17 protein-coding genes are annotated in these 18,776 nt (G+C 70.8%); 3 read left to right on the forward strand and 14 right to left on the reverse strand.

Going from position 1 to position 18,776, the window contains the following annotated elements; all coding sequences use genetic code 11:
* The first annotated feature begins 1 nt into the window (after nt 1).
* Together ASG48_RS18270 and ASG48_RS09335 are read left to right on the forward strand one after the other, a co-directional pair.
* Nucleotides 2-574 (forward strand): TadE/TadG family type IV pilus assembly protein, encoded by a 573-nt coding sequence (locus tag ASG48_RS18270; protein WP_055848539.1) that lies wholly within the window; start codon nt 2-4, stop codon nt 572-574.
* Nucleotides 571-2,394 (forward strand): pilus assembly protein TadG-related protein, encoded by a 1,824-nt coding sequence (locus ASG48_RS09335; RefSeq protein WP_055848542.1) that lies wholly within the window; start codon nt 571-573, stop codon nt 2,392-2,394. Before ASG48_RS18270 ends, ASG48_RS09335 begins: the two co-directional genes overlap by 4 nt.
* 19 nt (nt 2,395-2,413) lie before the next feature.
* On the opposite strand, the gene ASG48_RS09340 is transcribed toward ASG48_RS09335, so the two are convergent.
* Nucleotides 2,414-3,289: a MaoC family dehydratase N-terminal domain-containing protein gene (locus tag ASG48_RS09340; protein WP_055848544.1), complete on the reverse strand. Its 876-nt coding sequence runs from the start codon at nt 3,287-3,289 to the stop codon at nt 2,414-2,416.
* Between the two features lies 1 nt (nt 3,290).
* Complete coding sequence (locus ASG48_RS09345; RefSeq protein ID WP_055849664.1) at nt 3,291-4,457, reverse strand: acyl-CoA dehydrogenase family protein; 1,167 nt, start codon at nt 4,455-4,457, stop codon at nt 3,291-3,293.
* 234 nt (nt 4,458-4,691) lie between these two features.
* Between ASG48_RS09345 and ASG48_RS09350 the strand changes: the two genes are divergently transcribed.
* The gene (locus tag ASG48_RS09350) at nt 4,692-5,663 is read left to right on the forward strand and encodes a tripartite tricarboxylate transporter substrate-binding protein (RefSeq protein WP_055848548.1); all 972 of its coding nucleotides are present in this window, start codon (nt 4,692-4,694) and stop codon (nt 5,661-5,663) included.
* A gap of 61 nt (nt 5,664-5,724) precedes the next feature.
* Here the strand turns inward: ASG48_RS09350 and ASG48_RS09355 are convergent, their stop codons facing one another.
* From ASG48_RS09355 to ASG48_RS09410, 12 genes are all read right to left on the reverse strand, one after another.
* The gene (locus tag ASG48_RS09355; RefSeq protein WP_055848552.1) at nt 5,725-7,092 is read right to left on the reverse strand and encodes an MmgE/PrpD family protein; all 1,368 of its coding nucleotides are present in this window, start codon (nt 7,090-7,092) and stop codon (nt 5,725-5,727) included.
* A 28-nt stretch (nt 7,093-7,120) separates the two neighbouring features.
* Nucleotides 7,121-7,939, reverse strand: coding sequence for a CoA ester lyase (locus tag ASG48_RS09360; RefSeq protein ID WP_055848555.1), 819 nt, complete (start codon nt 7,937-7,939; stop codon nt 7,121-7,123).
* Nucleotides 7,929-9,101: a CaiB/BaiF CoA-transferase family protein gene (locus tag ASG48_RS09365; RefSeq protein WP_055848558.1), complete on the reverse strand. Its 1,173-nt coding sequence runs from the start codon at nt 9,099-9,101 to the stop codon at nt 7,929-7,931. The genes ASG48_RS09360 and ASG48_RS09365 overlap by 11 nt, the downstream gene beginning before the upstream one ends.
* Before the next feature lie 31 nt (nt 9,102-9,132).
* Nucleotides 9,133-10,572, reverse strand: a complete 1,440-nt coding sequence (locus tag ASG48_RS09370) for an aldehyde dehydrogenase family protein (RefSeq protein ID WP_055848562.1) — start codon at nt 10,570-10,572, stop codon at nt 9,133-9,135.
* A 14-nt stretch (nt 10,573-10,586) separates the two neighbouring features.
* Nucleotides 10,587-12,161: a fumarate hydratase gene (locus tag ASG48_RS09375; protein WP_244486846.1), complete on the reverse strand. Its 1,575-nt coding sequence runs from the start codon at nt 12,159-12,161 to the stop codon at nt 10,587-10,589.
* 100 nt (nt 12,162-12,261) lie between these two features.
* A complete protein-coding gene (locus ASG48_RS09380; protein WP_055848565.1) occupies nt 12,262-13,260 on the reverse strand; it encodes an MBL fold metallo-hydrolase in 999 nt (332 codons plus the stop codon).
* A gap of 137 nt (nt 13,261-13,397) precedes the next feature.
* The gene (locus tag ASG48_RS09385; protein ID WP_055849671.1) at nt 13,398-14,522 is read right to left on the reverse strand and encodes a zinc-dependent alcohol dehydrogenase family protein; all 1,125 of its coding nucleotides are present in this window, start codon (nt 14,520-14,522) and stop codon (nt 13,398-13,400) included.
* Between the two features lie 34 nt (nt 14,523-14,556).
* Nucleotides 14,557-15,330 carry a glucose 1-dehydrogenase gene (locus ASG48_RS09390; protein WP_055848568.1) on the reverse strand — a complete coding sequence of 258 codons (774 nt, stop codon included), beginning with the start codon at nt 15,328-15,330 and terminating at the stop codon, nt 14,557-14,559.
* Nucleotides 15,331-15,363: 33 nt separating this feature from the next.
* Nucleotides 15,364-16,044, reverse strand: coding sequence for an ATP-binding cassette domain-containing protein (locus ASG48_RS09395; protein ID WP_055848571.1), 681 nt, complete (start codon nt 16,042-16,044; stop codon nt 15,364-15,366).
* 5 nt (nt 16,045-16,049) lie between these two features.
* A complete protein-coding gene (locus ASG48_RS09400; protein WP_055848573.1) occupies nt 16,050-16,811 on the reverse strand; it encodes an ABC transporter ATP-binding protein in 762 nt (253 codons plus the stop codon).
* Nucleotides 16,808-17,812 carry a branched-chain amino acid ABC transporter permease gene (locus ASG48_RS09405; RefSeq protein WP_055848576.1) on the reverse strand — a complete coding sequence of 335 codons (1,005 nt, stop codon included), beginning with the start codon at nt 17,810-17,812 and terminating at the stop codon, nt 16,808-16,810. Before ASG48_RS09405 ends, ASG48_RS09400 begins: the two co-directional genes overlap by 4 nt.
* Nucleotides 17,812-18,717: a branched-chain amino acid ABC transporter permease gene (locus ASG48_RS09410; RefSeq protein ID WP_055848578.1), complete on the reverse strand. Its 906-nt coding sequence runs from the start codon at nt 18,715-18,717 to the stop codon at nt 17,812-17,814. The genes ASG48_RS09405 and ASG48_RS09410 overlap by 1 nt, the downstream gene beginning before the upstream one ends.
* Nucleotides 18,718-18,776 lie beyond the last annotated feature (59 nt).

Below are 18,776 nucleotides of genomic sequence, written 5' to 3' on the forward strand. Positions count from 1 at the left end.
GATGGCGATCCGCATCTTCCCCGCGCGCCTGCGCGCTCCGCTCGGCATCGCCCTCGCCCGTCTCCGCCGCGACCGGCGGGCCGCGACCGCCGTGGAGTTCGCCGTCATCCTGCCGGTGATGCTGATCTTCTATCTCGGCACCGTGGAGGTGACGCAGGCCGTGCGCGCCAATTCCAAGGTCGCCTCCATCGCCGACACGGTGGGCAACCTCGTCACGCGCCTGAAGACCGTGGACGACACCGCGCTCGCCAACATCTTCGCCATCTCCTCGGCGATCATGACGCCGTTCCCCGTCTCCGACCTCACGCTCCTCGTCACCGCCGTGCGCATCGATGCGGCCGGCAAGGGCATGGTGCACTGGTCGAAGGCCAGTCACGGCCCGGCGCTCGCGGCCGGCACGGTCTACGCGGTGCCGGCCGAACTGAAGACCTTCGCCGATTCCTATTTCGTGGTGGTGAAGGCGACCTACGCCTATCGGCCGACGCTGCGCTACACCGGCGCGATCGGCGAGATGGCCCTCGAACATTCCAACACGTTCCGGCCACGCAAGAGCCTGGAGATCACGCCCCGATGAGATGGCCCGCCAGACGGAAAGGCCGGGCGCGCAGCGGCGCCCTCGTCTCGTTCCCCGCCGACCGGCGCGCCAATGTCGCGATGATCTTCGCCCTGTGCGTGCCGGTTCTCGTCGCGGGCACGGGCCTTGCCGTCGACTTGACGCGCCTCTTCGCCTCGGACGTGAAGCTGCAGAAATCGCTCGATGCCGCCGCCCTCGCCGCCGCCAAGGAATTCGGCAAGACACGGGACCCGGCCACGCTCCAGTCGATCGCCGAGGCCTATTTCTACCTCAATGCCGGGCGCGACCCGAGCGAGACGACCGGATTCCACTTCGACGGCGTGGAGACCAAGAACGGCAACGCCGTCTTGAAGGTCTCGGCCACGCGCAACGTGCCGACCTATTTCGGCGGCACCGTGATGGCTCTGTTCGGGGGCACCGACAAGGGCTCCTTCAATCTCGCCAAGTCGAGCGAGATCGTGGTGCAGAACCGCTCGATCGAGATGGCGCTCGTCCTCGACAATTCCGGCTCCATGGCCTACGCGCCCGCAGGCGGCGGCACGACGAAGATGACGACGCTGAAGAGCGCGACCAAGATGCTCGTCAACCAGCTGATGGTGGCGAGCGACTCGAACGTTCAGTACCCGGTCTCCATGTCGGTCGTGCCCTTTTCGGGCGCCGTCAATGTCGGGCCCACCAATGCCACGGCCGCCTGGATGGACACGAAGGGACTCTCGCCCTCCCATCACGACGACTTCGACTGGTCGACCTGGAAGAAGCTCGGCATTCCCCAGGCGGTGCCGCTCCATCTGGGCTCGTACAAATACTGGGTCTCGCTCACCGGCGAGTATCTCACGCGCTTCTACCTCTACAAGAAGATGCGCTCGCCCGTGGCCTGGAAGGGCTGCGTCCAGTCCCGCCCCGAAGGACTCGCCGTCACCGACGACGCGCCGAGCGAGTCGCGCCCCGCCACGCTCTTCGTCCCGACCTTCGCCCCGTCGGAGCACAACTGGACCGGACAGCTCGCCAAGTTGAGGAACGACTACTATCCAGACGGCGGACCGAGCACCAACGGCCAGACGGACTATGCCAATCTCGTCAAGCAGCGCGACATGAACAAGTATTTCGGGTCCGACGGCTCGAATCCGAGCATCAATGCCAGCGCGGCGGGTCCGAACCTCGTCTGCAACACGAAGCCGCTGACGCCGCTGACCACGTCGAAGGCCACCATCCTCTCCTCGGTCAGCCAGATGGAGCCCCTGGGCGGCACCAACATCATGGAGGGTCTCGCCTGGGGCTGGCGCACCCTCACCGACCGCCAGCCCTTTCCCGAGGGACGGGCGGCGGGGACGGAGAACAACATGAAGGTGCTCATCCTCATGACCGACGGCGAGAACACCTACAACGCGGTCCATGCCAATGGCGACCAGGTCGACATGCCGAGCGGCGGACGGTCGCAATACGGAACCTACGGCTATGCCCAGTTCGTCGAGGACGGCGCCCTGCGCACCGGACGCATGTTCGATTCCACCAAGAAGACGGTGAAGAAGGCCGACATCGACAATGTGACGGAGGCGATGGACGAGAACATGACGTCGGTCTGCGAGAACATGAAATCGGACGGTCGCTATGCCGACGGCAGCGATGGCATCGTCGTCTTCACCATCGCCTTCGACCTGGATGACACGAGCCCGGTCAAGAAGCGTCTGAAGGCCTGTGCCTCGAGCGGCGTCAGCGGCAACGGCGCCAAGCTCTACTACGACGCGCGCAACGCGGCGGACCTGGCGGCGGCCTTCTCCTCCATCACCGAGGAGATCTCCAGTCTGCGCATCGCCCGCTGAGGATCGCGGCGCGCCGGGGTCAGGCGGCCTCGGCCTCCATCCGCGTCAGTCCGTCCGCGCCGAGAGACCTGAGGCGCAGCCCGCCGACCCCCTCCCCGGCCGGATCCGCCGTCAGGCGAAGCGGGCCGCCGAGGAAGAAGGGGCGCACGCCCCGATAGGCGAAGCGGCGCGGCGGCGCGCCGAGGGCGTCGGCGGCAAGCCTGGCGAGCAGCGTCGCCTGCAGGGGCCCGTGCACGACGAGGCCGGGATAGGCCTCCTCGGCCTTCGCATAGGTCTCGTCGTAGTGGATGCGGTGGCCGTTGAAGGTCAGCGCGGAATAGCGGAACAGCGTCAGCGAGGTCGGCTGGACGAGGCGTTCGTGCGCGGCGGCCCTGCTCTCCACAGCCGGCGCGGGGACGGGCGCGGACGGCCGCGTTCCCGCCGGCTCGGCGGCGCGGTAGACGATGTCGTGGCGCTCCTCCACCGCGAGCGCGCCCGCCACCTCGTAGCGGTGGCGCACGGCGACGAAGCAGAGCGGACCGCTGCGCCCCGTCTTCAGCGTGACGTCCTCGATGCGCGAGCGGCGCGTGACGGCGTCGCCGACGCGCAGCGGCGCCTCGAAGAGGATCTCGCCGCCCGCCCACATGCGGCGCGGCAGCGGCACGGGCGGCAGGAAGCCGCCGCGGGCGGGATGGCCGTCCGACCCCGTCTCGGCCTCCGGCACGATGGCGGGCGCAAGGCACCAGTGCACGCAGAGCGGCGCGGGAGCCCCCTCGGCGACGGCGGCCGGATCGTCCCCGAGGGTCGCGGCGAGCGAGCGCGCGAGCCGCAGGTCGATCGCGTCGCGCGCCTCCTCCTCCCGCCCGATCCAGCCGCGCAGGCGGTCGATGTCGATGGCCGAACCCTCGTCCCCCATCTCAGTAGGACCGGGGCAGGCCGAGCACGTGCTCGGCGATGTAGGAGAGGATGAGATTGGTCGAGATGGGCGCCACCTGGTAGAGGCGCGCCTCGCGGAACTTGCGCTCCACGTCGTATTCCTCCGCGAAGCCGAAGCCGCCATGGGTCTGGAGGCAGGCCTCGGCCGCCGCCCAGGAGGCGTCGGCGGCCAGCATCTTGGCCATGTTGGCCTCCGCCCCGCAGGGCTGGCCGGCCTCGAAGAGGGCGGCGGCATGGTGCACCATCAGCTCGGCCGCGCGCATCTGCGCATAGGCCTTGGCGATCGGGAACTGCACGCCCTGGTTCTGGCCGATCGGCCGCCCGAAGACGACGCGCTCCTTCGAATAGGCGGCGGCCTTCTCGATGAACCACTTGGCGTCGCCGATACATTCGGCCGCGATCAGGATGCGCTCGGCATTCATGCCCGAGAGCACGTAGCGGAAGCCCTTGCCCTCCTCGCCGACGAGGTTCTCGGCCGGCACCTCGACATTGTCGAAGAAGACCTCGGTCGTGGAATGGTTCATCATGGCGCGGATCGGGCGGATCGTCAGGCCCTTCTTCAGCGCCTCGCCCATGTCGAGGATGAAGACGGAGATGCCGTCCGTGCGCTTGGCGACCTGGTCCTTGGGCGTGGTGCGCGCCAGGAGCAGCATCAGGTCGGAATGCTCGGCGCGCGAGGTCCAGACCTTCTGGCCATTGACGACATAGGTGTCGCCGCGCCGCTCGGCGAAGGTCTTGATCGAGGTCGTGTCGGTGCCGCTCGTGGGCTCGGTCACGCCGAAGGCCTGCAGGCGCAATTCGCCGCTGGCGATCTTGGGCAGGTAGCGCTCCTTCTGCGCCGCGTTGCCGTGCCGCAGGAGCGCGCCCATGATGTACATCTGCGCGTGGCAGGCCGCGCCGTTGCAGCCGGCGCGCTGGATCTCCTCCAGGATCGCGGCGGCGGCCGAGAGCGGCAGGCCGGAGCCGCCGTATTCCTCGGGAATGAGCGCGGCGAGCCAGCCCCCTTGCGTCAGCGCCTCGACGAATGCGGCGGGATAGGCGGCCTCGCGGTCGAGCCGGCGCCAGTACTCGCCGGGAAAGGCGGCGCAGAGCTTGGCGACCTCCTCGCGGATGTCGCGATGGTCGATCTCGGGGGCATGGGCGTTCATGGCGGCGTCCTCGTCTTTTGCCGCCATCATCGGCGCCGTTCCGGCCGCGCGCAAAGACGCCTTTCTGCTGGCGGGCATAGCGAAACGCGATCGGACGGGGATAGGCTGCGGTTATGCCCCTCAAGCCGAAACGGTCTTTGCCAGCGACGGGAGGCAGGGGCGACAGTCGTGCCTCATGGGCGAGAAGAGCGAAGGCTCCCGCCCGACATTCCTTCAGGGAGGATTCCGACCGACATGAAGCTCACCGCCACGCTCGCTCTCGCCGCGACCCTTGGCCTCTGCGCCCCCGCCCTCGCGCAGGACTATCCCAACAAGCCCGTGACCATGCTGATCCCGTTCGCGGCGGGCGGGCCGACCGACGTCATCGCCCGCCTTCTCGGCCAGGTGATGAGCGCCGATCTCGGCCAGCAGGTGCTGGTGGAGAACGCGACGGGCGCCGGCGGCACGCTCGCCTCCGGCCGCCTCGCGCAGGCCGCGCCCGACGGCTACACGGTGCTCCTGCACCATATGGGCATCGCCACCAGCGCCTCGCTCTACCGCAACCTGCCCTACGACCCGCAGACCGCCTTCGGCTATGTCGGGCAGGTGACGACCGTGCCGATGCTGATCGTCTCGCGGCCGGACTACCCCGCCAACACCTTCGCCGAGCTCCTCACCGCCATCCGCGCCAAGCCCGAGGAGACTCTCCTCGCCAATGCGGGACCCGGTGCCGTCTCGCATCTGTGCGGCATGCTCTTCATGCAGGCGGTCGGGGTGCAGCTGACGACCGTCCCCTATCCCGGCACGGGCCCGGCCATGACGGACACGATGGGCGGGCAGGTCGATCTCCTCTGCGACCAGACGACCGGGGCGACGAGCGCGGTGCAGACCGGGGCGGTGAAGGCCTTCGCCACCGCGACCGCCGAGCGCATCAAGGTTCTCCCGGACGTGCCGACCGCCAAGGAACAGGGTCTCGACGGGTTCGAGATCGGCGTCTGGCACGGGCTCTACGTGCCGAAGGGCACGCCCGCGCCCATCGTGGAGCGGCTCGAGGCTTCGCTGCAGAAGGCGCTGAAGGACGAGACGGTGGTGCGCCGCTTCGCCGAGCTCGGCACCGAGCCGGTCTCGACGAAGGACGCGACGCCGGCCTCGCTGGAGGCCAAGTACAAGAGCGAGATCGAGTTCTGGCGCCCGCTCATCGAGAAGGCCGGCGAATACGCCAACTGACGCACGCGGCTTCGTGGAGGCCCGGGGCCGGAGAGATCCGGCCCCGGGCCTCGTCGTGTCGTCAGGCCGGGCCTCGCAGCGCCGCGCCGAGGGCGGCACGCTCGCTCAGCGTCTCGAAGAGATCGGCGAGGCGCGCCGCCTCGCCGGCCAGAACCGGTTCGGCGAGGCCGAGGAACTTGCGCCGCACCGACGCCGCATCCGGGAAGGTCTCCGGCTCGCCCGACGGGTCGGCGATGTGGCGCTCCAGCACCGTCCCGCCCGTCGTCACGCGGATGGTCGCGCCGAACGGGTGGGCAAGGCCCTCCAGCCGCTCGTCGCGCACCACGTCGATGCGCTCGCAGATGCGCTCCAGCGCCGGTTCGCCGAGGCGGCGATAGTCGTCCCAGCCGAAGGCGCCGCTGTCGAGCGCGACGCTCGCGACGAAGGGCATGGAGAACTGGCCGTCGACGACCGTGCGCGCCCGGCGCTTCTCTTCCAGCGGGTCGCCCGTGAGGGTGATGCCGTTGCGGTGGAGGCCGACCGTCACCGCCTCCACGTCGCTCGCCTCGAGGCCTCGCTCGCGGCGCAGCGCCAGGAGCCCGTCGAGCGCGGCATGGGTGTAGCGGCAGGACGGATAGGGCTTCATGCCGATGCGCATCGTCTCCCAGACCGAGCCGAGCCCGGCGACGGCCTTGGCCGGATCCCCGGCGTCGCTGTAGCCGGCGAGAAGCCCGTGCCGGCCCTCGATCGGCTGCGCCGCGCCCTTGAAGCCCTGGCGCGCGAGCATGGCGGCGAAGACGCCGTTCATCGCCGCCGCGCCCACCTGCCAGCGCTTGTTCCACGCCCCGTTCACGAGGAACTGCAGCGAGCCCGCCGCCTGGCTGCCGGAGACGCCGAAGGCGGTGGCGATGCCCGCCGCGTCGAGCCGCAGGAGCTTGCCCGCGGCCGCGGCGGCGCCGAACGTGCCGGCCGTCGCCGTCGGATGGAAGCCGCGCGCGTAGTGGCTCGTCGGATCGAGCGCGTTGCCGAGCCGGCAGCAGACCTCGTAACCCGCGACGATGGCCGCGACGATCTCGGCGCCCGAGGCGCCCACCATCTCGCCGACGGCGAGCGCCGCCGGCACGACGGGCGCGGACGGGTGGAGCGAGCTGTCGGCATGGGTGTCGTCGAAATCCAGCGAATGGCCGAGCATGCCGTTGACGAGGGCGGCGACGGGCGGGGCGAGCGTCCTGTCCATGCCGACGATGCTGGAGGCGCCGGGCCCCGACAGGCCGAGCGCCTCGATCGTGGCGAAGAGGCTCGGCGTCGATTCCGCCTCGCGTCCCGCCCGCACGATGCTGCCGGCAAGGTCCATCGAAAGATGGCGCGCCCGCTCCAGCACCGCCTGCGGGATCGCCTCGGGCGCCAGCCCGGCGACGAACCGGGCCAGTTCGATCGTCTCGTCGCTCATGGATGTCTCGCTCGGGTTCAAGTTGGGGTCAGGTGCGCGCGGAAAGGCCGAGGATGCGCCGGGCGCGCGCCACGACGGGCGCATCGATCATCTGCCCTTCCAGCGAGAAGGCCTGGCCGCCGGCGCCCTCGGCCGCCGCCGTCACGCTCCGCGCCCAGGCGAGCGCGCGCTCGCCCGGCGCGAAGGCCCGGTGCACCGCCTCGACCTGCGCGGGGTGGATGCACAGCTTGGCCGAGAAGCCGAAGGCGAGCGAGCGCGCAAGCTCGGCCTCCAGAACGGCGCCGTCGCGAAGCTCCACCGTGACGCCGTCGACGGGCGCGGCGATGCCCGCGAGCCGCGAGGCGAGGACGAGGCGCGAGCGGAAGGCGTTCAGCGCCTCGCCATCGGCGGGAATGGCGAGATCGAGCATGAAGTCGATCGTGCCGAACATCAGCCGCGAGACGCCCGAGCCCGCCGCCAGCGCCTCGCAGCCCGCCATGCCGCGCGCGCTCTCCACGAGCGGGCAGAGGACGGCCTGCGGCAGGGCGGCATGGACGGCGGCGAGATCCTCGGGCGTCTCGGCCTTCGGCAGGACGAGCGCCGGGGCGCCGACGGCGCGGCAGAGATCGAGATCGGCGGAAAAGTCCGCGCTCGAAGGCGCGTTGGTGCGGATCATCGCCGAGCCGCCGCCCTCGAAATAGGCCGCGATGGCGGCGCGGGCGCCGGCCTTGGCCGTCGGCGCGACGGCGTCCTCGAGGTCGAGGATCACCTGGTCGGCGCCGGACGCCGCCGCCTTCCCGAAGCGCTCCGGCCTGTCGCCGGGCACGAAGAGGAAGGAGCGGGCGGCCGAGATCGCCTCAATGGTCATTGGCCGCCTCCGCAGCGCCGGCGCGGCGGCCGGCAAGTTCCGCGAGGATCGCGGCATTGTGCTCGCCGACGCGCGGCACCTTGTCCATGCGCGGCTCGAACTCGGCGGGAACGCCCGGCGGCAGGAGCGCGGGGACCGGGCCCGCGGGCGTGTCGACCTCCACCCAGCGCCCGCGCGCGGCGAGCTGCGGATGGGCCCAGACACCGGCCATGTCGTTGACGTCGGCATTGGCGATGCCCGCCGCATCCAGCCGGGCGACGACCTCGGCGGCGGTCAGCGCCGCGAAACTGTCGACGATGATGGCCTTCAGCGCGGCACGCTCGGCCGAGCGGCGGGCGTTGGTGGAGAAGCGCGGATCGGTCGCCAGAGCCGGCGCCTGCAGCACCTTCTCGCAGAAGACGGCCCATTCGCGCTCGTTCTGGATGCCGAGCATCACCGCGCGTCCGTCGCCGGCGGGAAACGGGCCGTAGGGGTAGATGCTGGCATGCGAGGCCCCGGCCGGCACCGGCGCGGGCGCCCCGTCGAAGGCGTAGTAGAGGGGAAAGCTCATCCACTCGACCATGCATTCCAGCATGGAGATCTCGATGCGGCAGCCCTTGCCGTCCCGCCCGCGCCGCAGGAGCGCGGCGAGGATGTTGGAATAGGCATACATGCCCGCCGCGATGTCGGCGATGGAATTGCCGGCCTTGGCGGGCTCGCCCACCCCGCCCGTCACCGAGAGGAAGCCCGCCTCGCTCTGGATGAGGAGGTCGTAGGCCTTCTTGTCGCGATAGGGCCCGTCGGCGCCGTAGCCGGAGATGTCGCAGACGATGAGGCCGGGATGGGCGTCTCGCAGCGCCTCGTAGCCGAGGCCCATGCGGTCGGCCGCGCCGGGCGCGAGGTTCTGCACAAGCACGTCGGCCGTCTGCAGGAGCTCGAAGAGCACCGCGCGGTCGCCCGGCGCCTTGAGGTCGAGCGCCAGGCTCTCCTTGGACCGGTTCACCCAGACGAAATGCGAGGACAGGCCCCGCACGCGCTCGTCGTAGCCGCGCGCGAAGTCGCCGACCTCCGGCCGTTCCACCTTGATGACGCGGGCGCCGAGATCGGCGAGCTGGCGCGTGCAGAAGGGCGCGGCGATCGCGTGCTCCAGGCTGACGACGGTGATGCCTTCCAACGGGCGCATGGGGAGTTCCTTCCTGCGGGACGCGCGCGTGTCAGACGCCGTGGTTCAGGACCATCGTCTTGGTCCTGGAGAAGTCGTGGAGGGCGGCGAAGCCCTTCTCGCGCCCGTGGCCGCTCTTGCCGTTGCCGCCGAAGGGCAGTTCGATTCCCGCGCCCGCCCCGTAGGTGTTGACGAAGACCTGGCCGGCGCGGAGCCGGCGCCCGACGCGCATCTGCCGCGCGCCGTCGCGCGTCCAGATCGCGGCGACGAGGCCGTAGTCGGTGCCGTTGGCGAGCGTCATGGCGTCCGCCTCGTCCTCGAAGGGCATGGCGACGAGGACCGGGCCGAACACTTCCTCGCGCGCGATCACGTTGGCGCGCGGCGCGGGGCCGAAGAGCGAGGGGCGCACGTAGAAGCCGCCCGCGTCGACGCCCGGATCGATCGTGCCCTCGGCCAGAAGCGGCACGCCGTCGGCGCCGGCCCGGTCGATGAAGGACTGCACGCGCGCGCGCTGCCTGGCGGTGATGATGGGGCCGCAGTCGAGATCCATGTCGGGCGCGCCGACGCGGGTGCGCGAGAAGGCCTCGACGAGGCGTTCCATGAAGGCGTCGTAGACCGAGCGCTCGACGAGGACGCGGCTGCCGGCCGAGCAGGTCTGGCCGCTGTTCTGGATGATCGCCTTGCACACGACGGGTATGGCGGCGTCGAAATCGGCATCGGCGAAGACGAGATGGGGCGACTTGCCGCCGAGCTCCAGCGTGCAGCCGATATAGTTGTCGGCGGCGAGCTTCTGGATCGTCTGGCCGACCTCGGGCGAGCCGGTGAAGGACACGAAGTCGAGGCCGGGATGGGAGACGAGGGCCGAGCCGGCGCTCGCCCCGCGCCCGGTGACGACATTCACCGCGCCGGCGGGAAAGCCCGCCTCCATCACGAGTTCGGCAAGGCGCAGCGCGGAGGCGCAGGCGTCCTCGGCGGGCTTGAGCACCGTGGCGTTGCCCACCGCCAGCGAGGGCGCGAGCGTGCGCCCGAACATCTGCGCGGGATAGTTCCAGGGCAGGATATGCCCGGTCACGCCGTGCGGCTCGCGCAGCACCTGCACGAGATAGCCGGCGAGATAGGGGATGGTCTCGCCGTGCAGCTTGTCGGCGGCGCCGCCGTAGAACTCGAAGTAGCGCGCGAGCGCGGTGACGTCGGCCCGGGCGACGCTCATCGGCTTGCCGGTGTCGCGCGCCTCGATGGAGGCGAGATCCTCGGCATTGGAGGAGACGAGATCGGCGAGGCGCGTCAGCATGCGTCCGCGCTCGGTCGCCGTGGTGCGCCCCCAGGCGCCCTCGTCGTAGGCGTGGCGCGCCGCGCGCACGGCGCGGTCGACGTCCTCGCCCGTGCCGTCCGCGATCTCGCCGAAGGCGCGGCCCGTGGCGGGCTCCACGACCGGCAGCGTGGCGCCGCCGGAGCCGGCGACCCAGTCGCCGTCGATGAAATGTCTTGCCATGGCGTCGAAGTCTCTCAGGACAGGGGTTCTTGCACACGGGCGGCGGGACGGTGGCGCCCGCGCCAGGCCTCGGGTCCGAGGCGGTGGATGGAGCGGCCGGACGGGTCGACGGCGACGGTCACCGGCATGTCCTCGACGGTGAACTCGTAGATCGCCTCCATGCCGAGATCGGCGAAGGCGACGACCTTGGCGGCGCGGATCGCCTTGGAGACGAGGAAGGCCGCGCCTCCCACGGCCACGAGATAGGCCGCCCCGTGCCGGGCGATGGAGGCGATCGTCGCCTCGCCCCGCTCGGCCTTGCCGACCATGGCGAGAAGCCCGAGGTCGAGCATCATGTCGGTATAGCCGTCCATGCGCGTCGCGGTCGTCGGGCCGGCGGGGCCGACGACCTCCGCGCCCACCGGATCGACCGGCCCGACATAGTAGATGACGCGGTCGCGGAAGGAGACCGGCAGCGGCTCGCCGCGCGCCTGCATCTCGGCGATCCGGCGGTGGGCGGCGTCGCGCCCGGTGAGGAAGCGGCCCGAGAGGAGCAGCGTCTCGCCCGGCCGCCAATCGGCCATCGCCTCACGCGTCAGCGTGCCCAGATCGACGCGCCGGGCGCTGCCCTCGGCGCGCGACAGCGCCACTTGCGGCCAGTCGGCAAGGTCCGGCGGGTCGAGCTCGGCCGGGCCGGTGCCGTCGAGCACGACCGTCGCGTGCCGGTTGGCCGCGCATTGCGGGATGAGGGCGACGGGCTTGGAGGCGGCGTGCGTGGGATAGGTGGCGATCTTGACATCGAGGACGGTCGTCTGGCCGCCGAGCCCCTGCGCGCCGATGCCGAGCCCGTTGATGCGGTCGTAGAGCTCGATCCTGAGTTCCTCCAGAGGGTCGGACGGCCCGCGCCGCAGGAGGTCGGTCATGTCGAGCGGGTCGAGCAGCGCCTCCTTGGCGATGAGCATCGCCTTCTCGGCGCTGCCGCCGATGCCCAGCGCGATGAGGCCGGGCGGACACCAGCCGGCGCCGAGCCCGCGCACCGTCTCCACCGCCCAGTCGGCGACGGAGGCGCCGGGATTGAGGACCGCGAAGCGGGCCTTGTTCTCCGAGCCGCCGCCCTTGGCCGCGACGGTGAAGGCGAGCGTCGACCCCGGCACCATCTCGACATGGAGGACGGCGGGCGTGTTGTCGCCGGTGTTGCGGCGCTTGAAGAGCGGGTCCTCGACCATGGAGGCCCGCAAGGGATTGTCGTCGTCGAGATAGGCGAGGCGCACGCCCTCGTTGACGAGAGCGGCGAGCGGACGCGACGAGGCGATGCGCACGTCCTGCCCGAGCTTGGCGAAGACGACGACGAGACCGGTGTCCTGGCAGATCGGGCGCCGGCCGATGGCGGCCATGCGCGAGTTGACGAGGATCTGCGCCATCGCGTCCCTGGCCGCCGGGCTCTCCTCGCGCTCGTGCGCGGCGGCCAGATGCCGGACGAAGTCCTGCGGGTGATAGCTCGAGACGAATTGCAGCGCGCGGCGCACGCTTTCCACGATGTCCGCCTCGGCGATCTCCACCGCTGCGCCCGCCCGTCCCGTCTGCGCGCCGCCTGCTCGCGTCATCGCCATGCCGTCCCCTGTCCTTCACGCGTTCGGCGCTCCCGGCCCGCGGGCGGAAGCGCCGGTCCTTTCCCCGGCCCGTCCGGGCCGGCCCGGCGATGCGGGCGCCTCAGCTGAGGTCGATCGCCTTCGGCACGTAGCTGAAGGCGGTGCCGCTCGGGCGGATATGGCCGATGCCGGGGAAGGGAAAATGATAGCCGATCATCGTCAGCCGGTCGGCCGAGGCGCGGTCGAAGAGCGCCTTGCGCGTGCGCGCGGCGAGCGCCGGATCGGTGTCGAAGGCGAACTCCCATTCCGGGTGCTCGAAGAGCAGCGCGTAATGGTGCACGACGTCGCCGACATTGAGATAGGACGCGCCCTCGGACTCGATGAGGTAGGACGTGTGGCCGACCGTGTGGCCGGGCGTTGCGATGGCGCTGACGCCCTTGATGACCTCCTTGCCGTCGGCCACGAAGATCATGCGGTCGCGATTGGGCAGGAGGTTGCGCCGCGCCCCTTCCACGAAGCTCGGCAGGAAGCCGCCGGCCGAGAGCTTGGCCTCGTCGGTCCAGAAGTCGAAATCGGCCTGGCTCATGTAGATCTGGGCGTTGGGGAAGTTGCGGCTGCCGTCGTCCGCCATGATGCCCCAGCAATGGTCGAGATGGGCATGCGTCAGGATCACCGCGTCGATCGTGGCGGGATCGATGCCGGCGGCCTTGAGGCTCGCGAGGAGGCGGCCCGATTCCGGCCCGAAGGTCTTGGCCGTGCCCATGCCGGTGTCGAACAGGACGAGCTTGTCGCCCGTGTTGAGGACCAGCGCGTTCTGCTCCAGCATCATCGGGGCGACGGGCAGGAACTCCTCGTCGAGGATCTCCTTGATGACCGTCGGCTGGGCGCCGGGAAACTGCGCCTCGGCGCTGCCGAGGTTGAGCCGGCCGTCGGAGACGATCGTCGCCTCGAAGCCGCCGATCTTGAAACGGTACCAGCCGGGCTGCTTGGTGCCGAGCATGGGCGCGGCGGCGCCGGCCGTGCCCGGCAGGCCTGAAAGGCCGGACAGGCCTGCGGCCAGGGCGGCCGAGCCCATCATGAACTGCCGTCGGCCGAGCGTGAACGGGTGCTTGCGGTTCATCTGCGTTCCTCCCCTCCGCCGCCGTTCTTCTCGACGGTCGTGCGGTCCGGGGAGAGTGGCGAAGGGGCCGGGCGAGGTCCAAGACATAAAAACGCTCGCGGCCAGATTGCGGCGTTCTAAGCGGCGGGCCGCCTCACCTAGAGGCGCAGGACGTGGCGCACGGTGCGCCCGGCGGCCAGCGCCTCGAAGCCCTCGTTGATGTCGTCGAGCGTGCCCGTGCTCGTCATCAGCCTGTCCACCGGCAGGCGGCCGGCCTTGTAGAGGGCGACGAAGCGGGGAATGTCGCGCGCCGGGATGCAGCTGCCGACATAGGAGCCCTTGAGCGTGCGCTCCTCGGCGACGAGCTGGAGCGGCGAGAGCGCCATGCGGGCCGCCGGCGGGGCAAGGCCCGCCGTCACGGTCGAGCCGCCGCGCCGGGTGATGGCGAAGGCCATTTCCAGCGCGCGGGCGGAGCCGGCCATTTCCAGCGCGTGGTCGACGCCGCCGCCCGTGGCGGCGCGGATGGCTTCGATCGCGGCCGGGTCGGCGGCGTCGAACGCGTCGGTGGCGCCGAGCTCGCGCGCCTTTTCGAGCTTTGCCGGCGTCAGGTCGACGGCGACGATGCGCGAGGCGCCGGCCGCGACGGCGCCGATGAGCGCGGCGAGACCGACGCCGCCGAGCCCGATCACGGCGACGCTCTCGCCCGCCTTCACGCCCGCCGTGTTGACGACGGCCCCGACCCCGGTGAGGACGGCGCAGCCGAAGAGGGCCGCGATCTCGAAGGGCAGGTCCGCGTCCACCTTCACCAGCGAGCGGCGCGAGAGGACGGCGCGTTCGGCGAAGGCGGAGACGCCGACATGGTGATGCACCGGCTCGCCATGCCACATGAGACGGCGCGCGCCCGACAGGAGGGCGCCCTCGCCGTTGCGCCGGTTGCCCGGCTCGCAGAGCGCCGGGCGCCCCTCGGCGCAGGGCATGCAATGGCCGCAGGAGGGCACGAAGACCATCACCACGTGGTCGCCGGGCGCCAGATCCTCGACGCCCGGCCCGAGCGCCTCCACGATCCCCGCCGCCTCGTGGCCGAGCACCATGGGCACGGGGCGCGGACGCACCCCGTCGATGACCGAGAGGTCGGAATGGCAGAGGCCGGCGGCCTTGATGCGCACGCGCACCTCGCCGACGCCCGGCTCGGCGAGGTCCACCGTCTCGATCGACAGCGGACGCGTCTCGTCGAAGGGCCGCTCGACGGGCGCCCGCGTGAGGACGGCGGCGCGGGTGGTCACCGGCATGGCGGGCTCCTTGCGGTTCTGGCTTCGATCAGACGGTGCGGCCGCCGTCGACCGGCAGGAGGACGCCGGTGACGAAGTCCGAGTCGTCGCTCGCAAGATAGAGCGCCGCCTTGGCGATGTCGCCGGGCCGCGCGAGGCGCCCGAGCGGGATGGTGGCGACGAAGCGCGCGCGGTTCTCCGGCGTGTCCTCCACGCCCATGAAGCTCTCGAGAAGGCCCGTCTCGCCCATCACCGGGCAGAGGCCGTTGACTCGGATGCCGAGCGGGGCGAGTTCCACCGCCAGCGACTTCGACAGGAGGTTCACCGCGCCCTTGGAGCCGTTGTACCAGGTGAGGCCCGGGCGCGGCCGGATGCCGGCGGTCGAGCCGACATTGACGATCGAGCCGCCAGTCTCCTTCATCAGGGGAACGGTCGCCATGGTCATCAGGTAGATCGACTTGACGTTGACGCGGAACACCTTGTCGAAGGTCTCCTCGTCGATGTCGAGAAGCGGCTGGTTGCGGTGCGTCCAGCCGGCATTGTTCACGACGACGCTCGGGGCTCCCAACGTCCTGGCGATCTCGGCGACGGCCGCATCCACCTCGGCCTTCACGCCGACATCGGCGGCGAAGGCGCGCGCCGTGCCGCCGATGGCACCGGCCACGCGCTCGGCCGCCTCGCGGCGGATGTCGAGCACGGCGACCTTGGCGCCCTCCTCGGCGAAAAGATGGGCGATGGCCTCGCCGAAGCCGCCGCCGGCCCCGGTCACGATCGCGACGCGCCCTTCGAGGCGGCCGCGCCCCGTCTCGGTCACTGCCTGCATGGTCTTGTTTCCCTTGTGCGATTTCGGCGGCCGTCAGGCGGCCGCGATGGAGGCGGTCTCGTCGGAGGCGATGGCGCCGCGCTCGACGGTGACGGTGCGCTCGGCGAAGCGGCGCAGGAGCGCGGGGTTGGACTCGGTGATGATGACCGCGATCTCGGGCGCGAGGTCCCGCAGCCGCCCGAGCGCCTCGGCGTAGCGGTTGGCAAGCACAGGGGCGAGGCCCTGGAAGGGCTCGTCGAGAAGGAGGAGGCGCGTGGCGAGCATCAGCGCCCGCCCGAGCGCCACCATCTTGCCCTGCCCGCCCGAGACCGAGCCGGCGGGCCGAGGCCCGAGGTCGCGTAGTTCAGGCAGCACCTCGTAGATGCGCGCAAGGCGGCGCTGCGTCTCGCTGGCGTCGAGCTTGGCCACCCGCGCCGGCAGGAGGACGTTCTCCTCCACCGTGAAACGCGAGAACAGGCGCCGGTCCTCCGGCGCGTAGCCGATGCCGAGCGCCGGCCGGTCGTGCGGGGCGACGCGCGCGATGTCCTCGCCCTGGAAGAGGATGCGCCCGCCGACGATGTCGGTGAAGCCCATGACCGAGCGCAGCGTCGTCGTCTTGCCCGCGCCGTTGCGTCCGACGAGCGCCACCGTCTCGCGCTCGCGCACCGCGAAGTCGATGCCGCGCAGGATCGGGATGCGCTGGATGGAGACGTCGACGCGTTCGAATGTCAGCATGGCGCTCATCCTCCGATCACCGTGCGGATCACGTCCGGGTCCGAGAGGACGCGGGTCGGCTCGCCCGTCATCTGGATCTTGCCCTGGCTCCAGACGGCGACGCGGCTGGCGTAGCGGGTGACCATCTCCATGTCGTGCTCGACGAAGACCGAGGAGACCTTCGCGGTGCGCAGCGCCGAGACGAGGATCTCCATGACGGCGAACTTGTCGGCCGAGGCGACGCCCGAGGTCGGCTCGTCCATCAGGAGAAGGCGGGGTTTCAGCGCCAGCGCGATGGCGATGTCGACGAGCTTGCGCTGGCCCTCCGGCAGGTCGGCGGCGCGCTTGTCATGGAGGTCGGCGCATCCGACGAGGTCGAGGAGCTCCAGCATCTCGCCGCGCTGGGGAAGGCTGGCGAGCGAGCGGAACGGGTTCCAGCTGCGCTCACGCACGGCGGCGGCCAGGAGCATGTTCTCCAGGACCGTGTGCTCGGTGAAGAGCTGCGGGATCTGGAAGGCGCGCGCGATGCCCAGGCGCGTGATGCGGCGCGGCGGCTGGCCGATGAGCTCGCCGCCCTCGAAGCGCACCGAGCCCGCCTGCGGCGTGAGATAGCCCGTGCAGATGTTGAGGAAGGTCGTCTTGCCCGCCCCGTTCGGTCCGATGATCGCGAGATTCTCGTGCTCGAAGACGTCGAGATCGATGCCGTTGGCGGCCACGACTCCGCCGAAGCGGATCTCGAGGCCCCGGGCGCTGAGAAGCGGGGAGCCCGACGGCGATGCGGCTCTCACGAGGCGGCTCCTTCGCGATAGGGCGCGCGCATGGCGGGCGCGGCGTCGGTGGGTGCCGCTTCGGCCTTGCGCTTGCGGCCCGCGAGCCCGAAGCGGCGCGGCAGGTCGATGATGCCGCCGGGCGCGCCGAGGATGATCGCGATCAGGACCGCGCCGAGGATGAGTTGCCAGCTGTCGTCGAGGAGGGCGGCCGCGTAGAAGCGCACGGCCTCGTAGACGAGCGAGCCGGCGAAGGCGCCGACGACATGGCCGGTGCCGCCGAGGACGGCGATGAAGACGAATTCCGAGGAGCGCGTCCAGAACGTGTAGTCCGGCGTCGCCAGCCCCTGGACGATGCCGAGCGACAGGCCGCCGAGCCCGCACAGGACGGCCGAGAGCACATAGGCGGCCAGCACGGTGTTGCGCGCCGACAGGCCGATATATTCGAGCCGCGTCTCGTTGCTCTTCAGCGCCTTCAGCGCCTGGCCGATCGGCGAGCGCAGATATTGCCAGACGAGAAGGGCGCACAGGAGGCTGAGGCCGAGCACGAAATAGTAGAGGACGAGATCGAAGGAGCCGCGCCCGAACTCGAAGCCCAGAAGCGTCGGACGGCGGATGCGCATCCCGTCCGTGCCGCCGGTGAGATGGAAGAACTTCTCGAGGACGGCGAAGAGCACCATGGAGAAGGCAAGGTTCAGCATGCCGAAGAAGATCGAGCGGTAGCGCGCCACGAAGAGCCCGACGACGAGCCCTGCGAGCGCCGAGAGGCCGGCGGCGGCCACCGCCAGGACGAGGAGGTCCGCCCCCCGCCATGCCGCGCCGATATAGGCGGCGCTGTAGGCGCCAACGGCGAAGAACATGCCGTGGCCGAACGAGACCTGCCCCGCCTGCAGGAGAAGGAAGACGCCGAGGACCGCGAGCGCCTTGGCGAGGACGATGGTGCCGAGCGTCAGCATCGGCCCGGCCAGGAAGGGCAGCGCCAGGAGCAGCGCGACGACGACGAGAAGAGCTGCGCGGCGCATCAGATCTTCCTCGCCTGGACGGTGCCGAACAGGCCGTAGGGCCGGAACAGGAGGATGACGACCATGATGAGGTAAGGCATCAGCACCTCGAACTCGGGCGCGAGATAGACCGCGAAGGAGCGCGCCATGCCGATGATGAGCGCGGAAAGGGCCGCGCCCTCGATCTGGCCGAGACCGGCGCTGGCGGCGACCGCGAAGGAGAGGACGATCATGTTGGCGCCCATGCCGGGCACGACGGAGGTCGTGGGCGTGGCGAGCGCGCCGCCGAGCGCCGCCAGGATGGCGCCGACCACGAAGGTGACGAAATAGACGCGCGTGGCGTCGATGCCGATGGCCGTGGCGGCCTCGCGGTCCTCGGTCACGGCCATGATCTGCGCGCCCGCATCCGTGCGGCGCAGGAAGAAGCGCAGGCCGAGCAGCGCCGCGAGCGCCAGGACCGGCAGGACGATCGTCTGATAGGCGGTGTAGTTGATGCCGAAGACGCTGACATTGCCGAGGAGCTGCAGCGGCGAGGCCATGTAGTAGGGCTGCACCCCCCAGATCATGCGCTGCACGTTCTCCAGCATCATGAAGACGGCGAAGGTGACGAGGAGCTGCAGCACCGGGTCCTTGTCGTAGATGCGGCGCAGGAGAAGCCGCTCCATGAGGCCGCCGACGACGAGCCCGACGCAGAGCGCGGCCGCCACGAGCGCGGGATAGGTGAGCCACGGGCTCCAGCCGGCCGCGACGAGCTGGCCGCCGAAGGTCGCCGCCGTATAGGCGCCGAGCGCGTAGAGACTGCCATGGGCGACGTTGAGGACGCCGAGCACCCCGAAGATCAGCGTCAGCCCGACGGCGACGAGGAAGATCAGCGAGGCGTAGGACAGCCCGTCCAGAAGCGCGATGAAGGCGAGATTGAGGGTCATGGAAGGGGCTCGGCTAGTGCGGCGCTGGCCGCCGGCCCCGTTCGGGAGACCGGCGGCCG

The sequence above is a fragment of the Aurantimonas sp. Leaf443 genome, assembly GCF_001425575.1.
GTDB lineage: Bacteria > Pseudomonadota > Alphaproteobacteria > Rhizobiales > Rhizobiaceae > Leaf443.

What these genes read in the sequence shown, in the direction of transcription:
- ASG48_RS09340 (WP_055848544.1), bottom strand. Translation starts at nt 3,289, where the DNA reads ATGGGGGACGAGGGTTCGGCCATCGACATCGACCGCCTGCGCGGCTGG.
- ASG48_RS09335 (WP_055848542.1), top strand. Translation starts at nt 571, where the DNA reads ATGAGATGGCCCGCCAGACGGAAAGGCCGGGCGCGCAGCGGCGCCCTC.
- ASG48_RS09365 (WP_055848558.1), bottom strand. Translation starts at nt 9,101, where the DNA reads ATGCGCCCGTTGGAAGGCATCACCGTCGTCAGCCTGGAGCACGCGATC.
- ASG48_RS09405 (WP_055848576.1), bottom strand. Translation starts at nt 17,812, where the DNA reads ATGCGCCGCGCAGCTCTTCTCGTCGTCGTCGCGCTGCTCCTGGCGCTG.
- ASG48_RS09355 (WP_055848552.1), bottom strand. Translation starts at nt 7,092, where the DNA reads ATGAGCGACGAGACGATCGAACTGGCCCGGTTCGTCGCCGGGCTGGCG.
- ASG48_RS09360 (WP_055848555.1), bottom strand. Translation starts at nt 7,939, where the DNA reads ATGACCATTGAGGCGATCTCGGCCGCCCGCTCCTTCCTCTTCGTGCCC.
- ASG48_RS09350 (WP_055848548.1), top strand. Translation starts at nt 4,692, where the DNA reads ATGAAGCTCACCGCCACGCTCGCTCTCGCCGCGACCCTTGGCCTCTGC.
- ASG48_RS18270 (WP_055848539.1), top strand. Translation starts at nt 2, where the DNA reads ATGGCGATCCGCATCTTCCCCGCGCGCCTGCGCGCTCCGCTCGGCATC.
- ASG48_RS09390 (WP_055848568.1), bottom strand. Translation starts at nt 15,330, where the DNA reads ATGCAGGCAGTGACCGAGACGGGGCGCGGCCGCCTCGAAGGGCGCGTC.
- ASG48_RS09410 (WP_055848578.1), bottom strand. Translation starts at nt 18,717, where the DNA reads ATGACCCTCAATCTCGCCTTCATCGCGCTTCTGGACGGGCTGTCCTAC.
- ASG48_RS09370 (WP_055848562.1), bottom strand. Translation starts at nt 10,572, where the DNA reads ATGGCAAGACATTTCATCGACGGCGACTGGGTCGCCGGCTCCGGCGGC.
- ASG48_RS09380 (WP_055848565.1), bottom strand. Translation starts at nt 13,260, where the DNA reads ATGAACCGCAAGCACCCGTTCACGCTCGGCCGACGGCAGTTCATGATG.
- ASG48_RS09375 (WP_244486846.1), bottom strand. Translation starts at nt 12,161, where the DNA reads ATGGCGATGACGCGAGCAGGCGGCGCGCAGACGGGACGGGCGGGCGCA.
- ASG48_RS09395 (WP_055848571.1), bottom strand. Translation starts at nt 16,044, where the DNA reads ATGCTGACATTCGAACGCGTCGACGTCTCCATCCAGCGCATCCCGATC.
- ASG48_RS09345 (WP_055849664.1), bottom strand. Translation starts at nt 4,457, where the DNA reads ATGAACGCCCATGCCCCCGAGATCGACCATCGCGACATCCGCGAGGAG.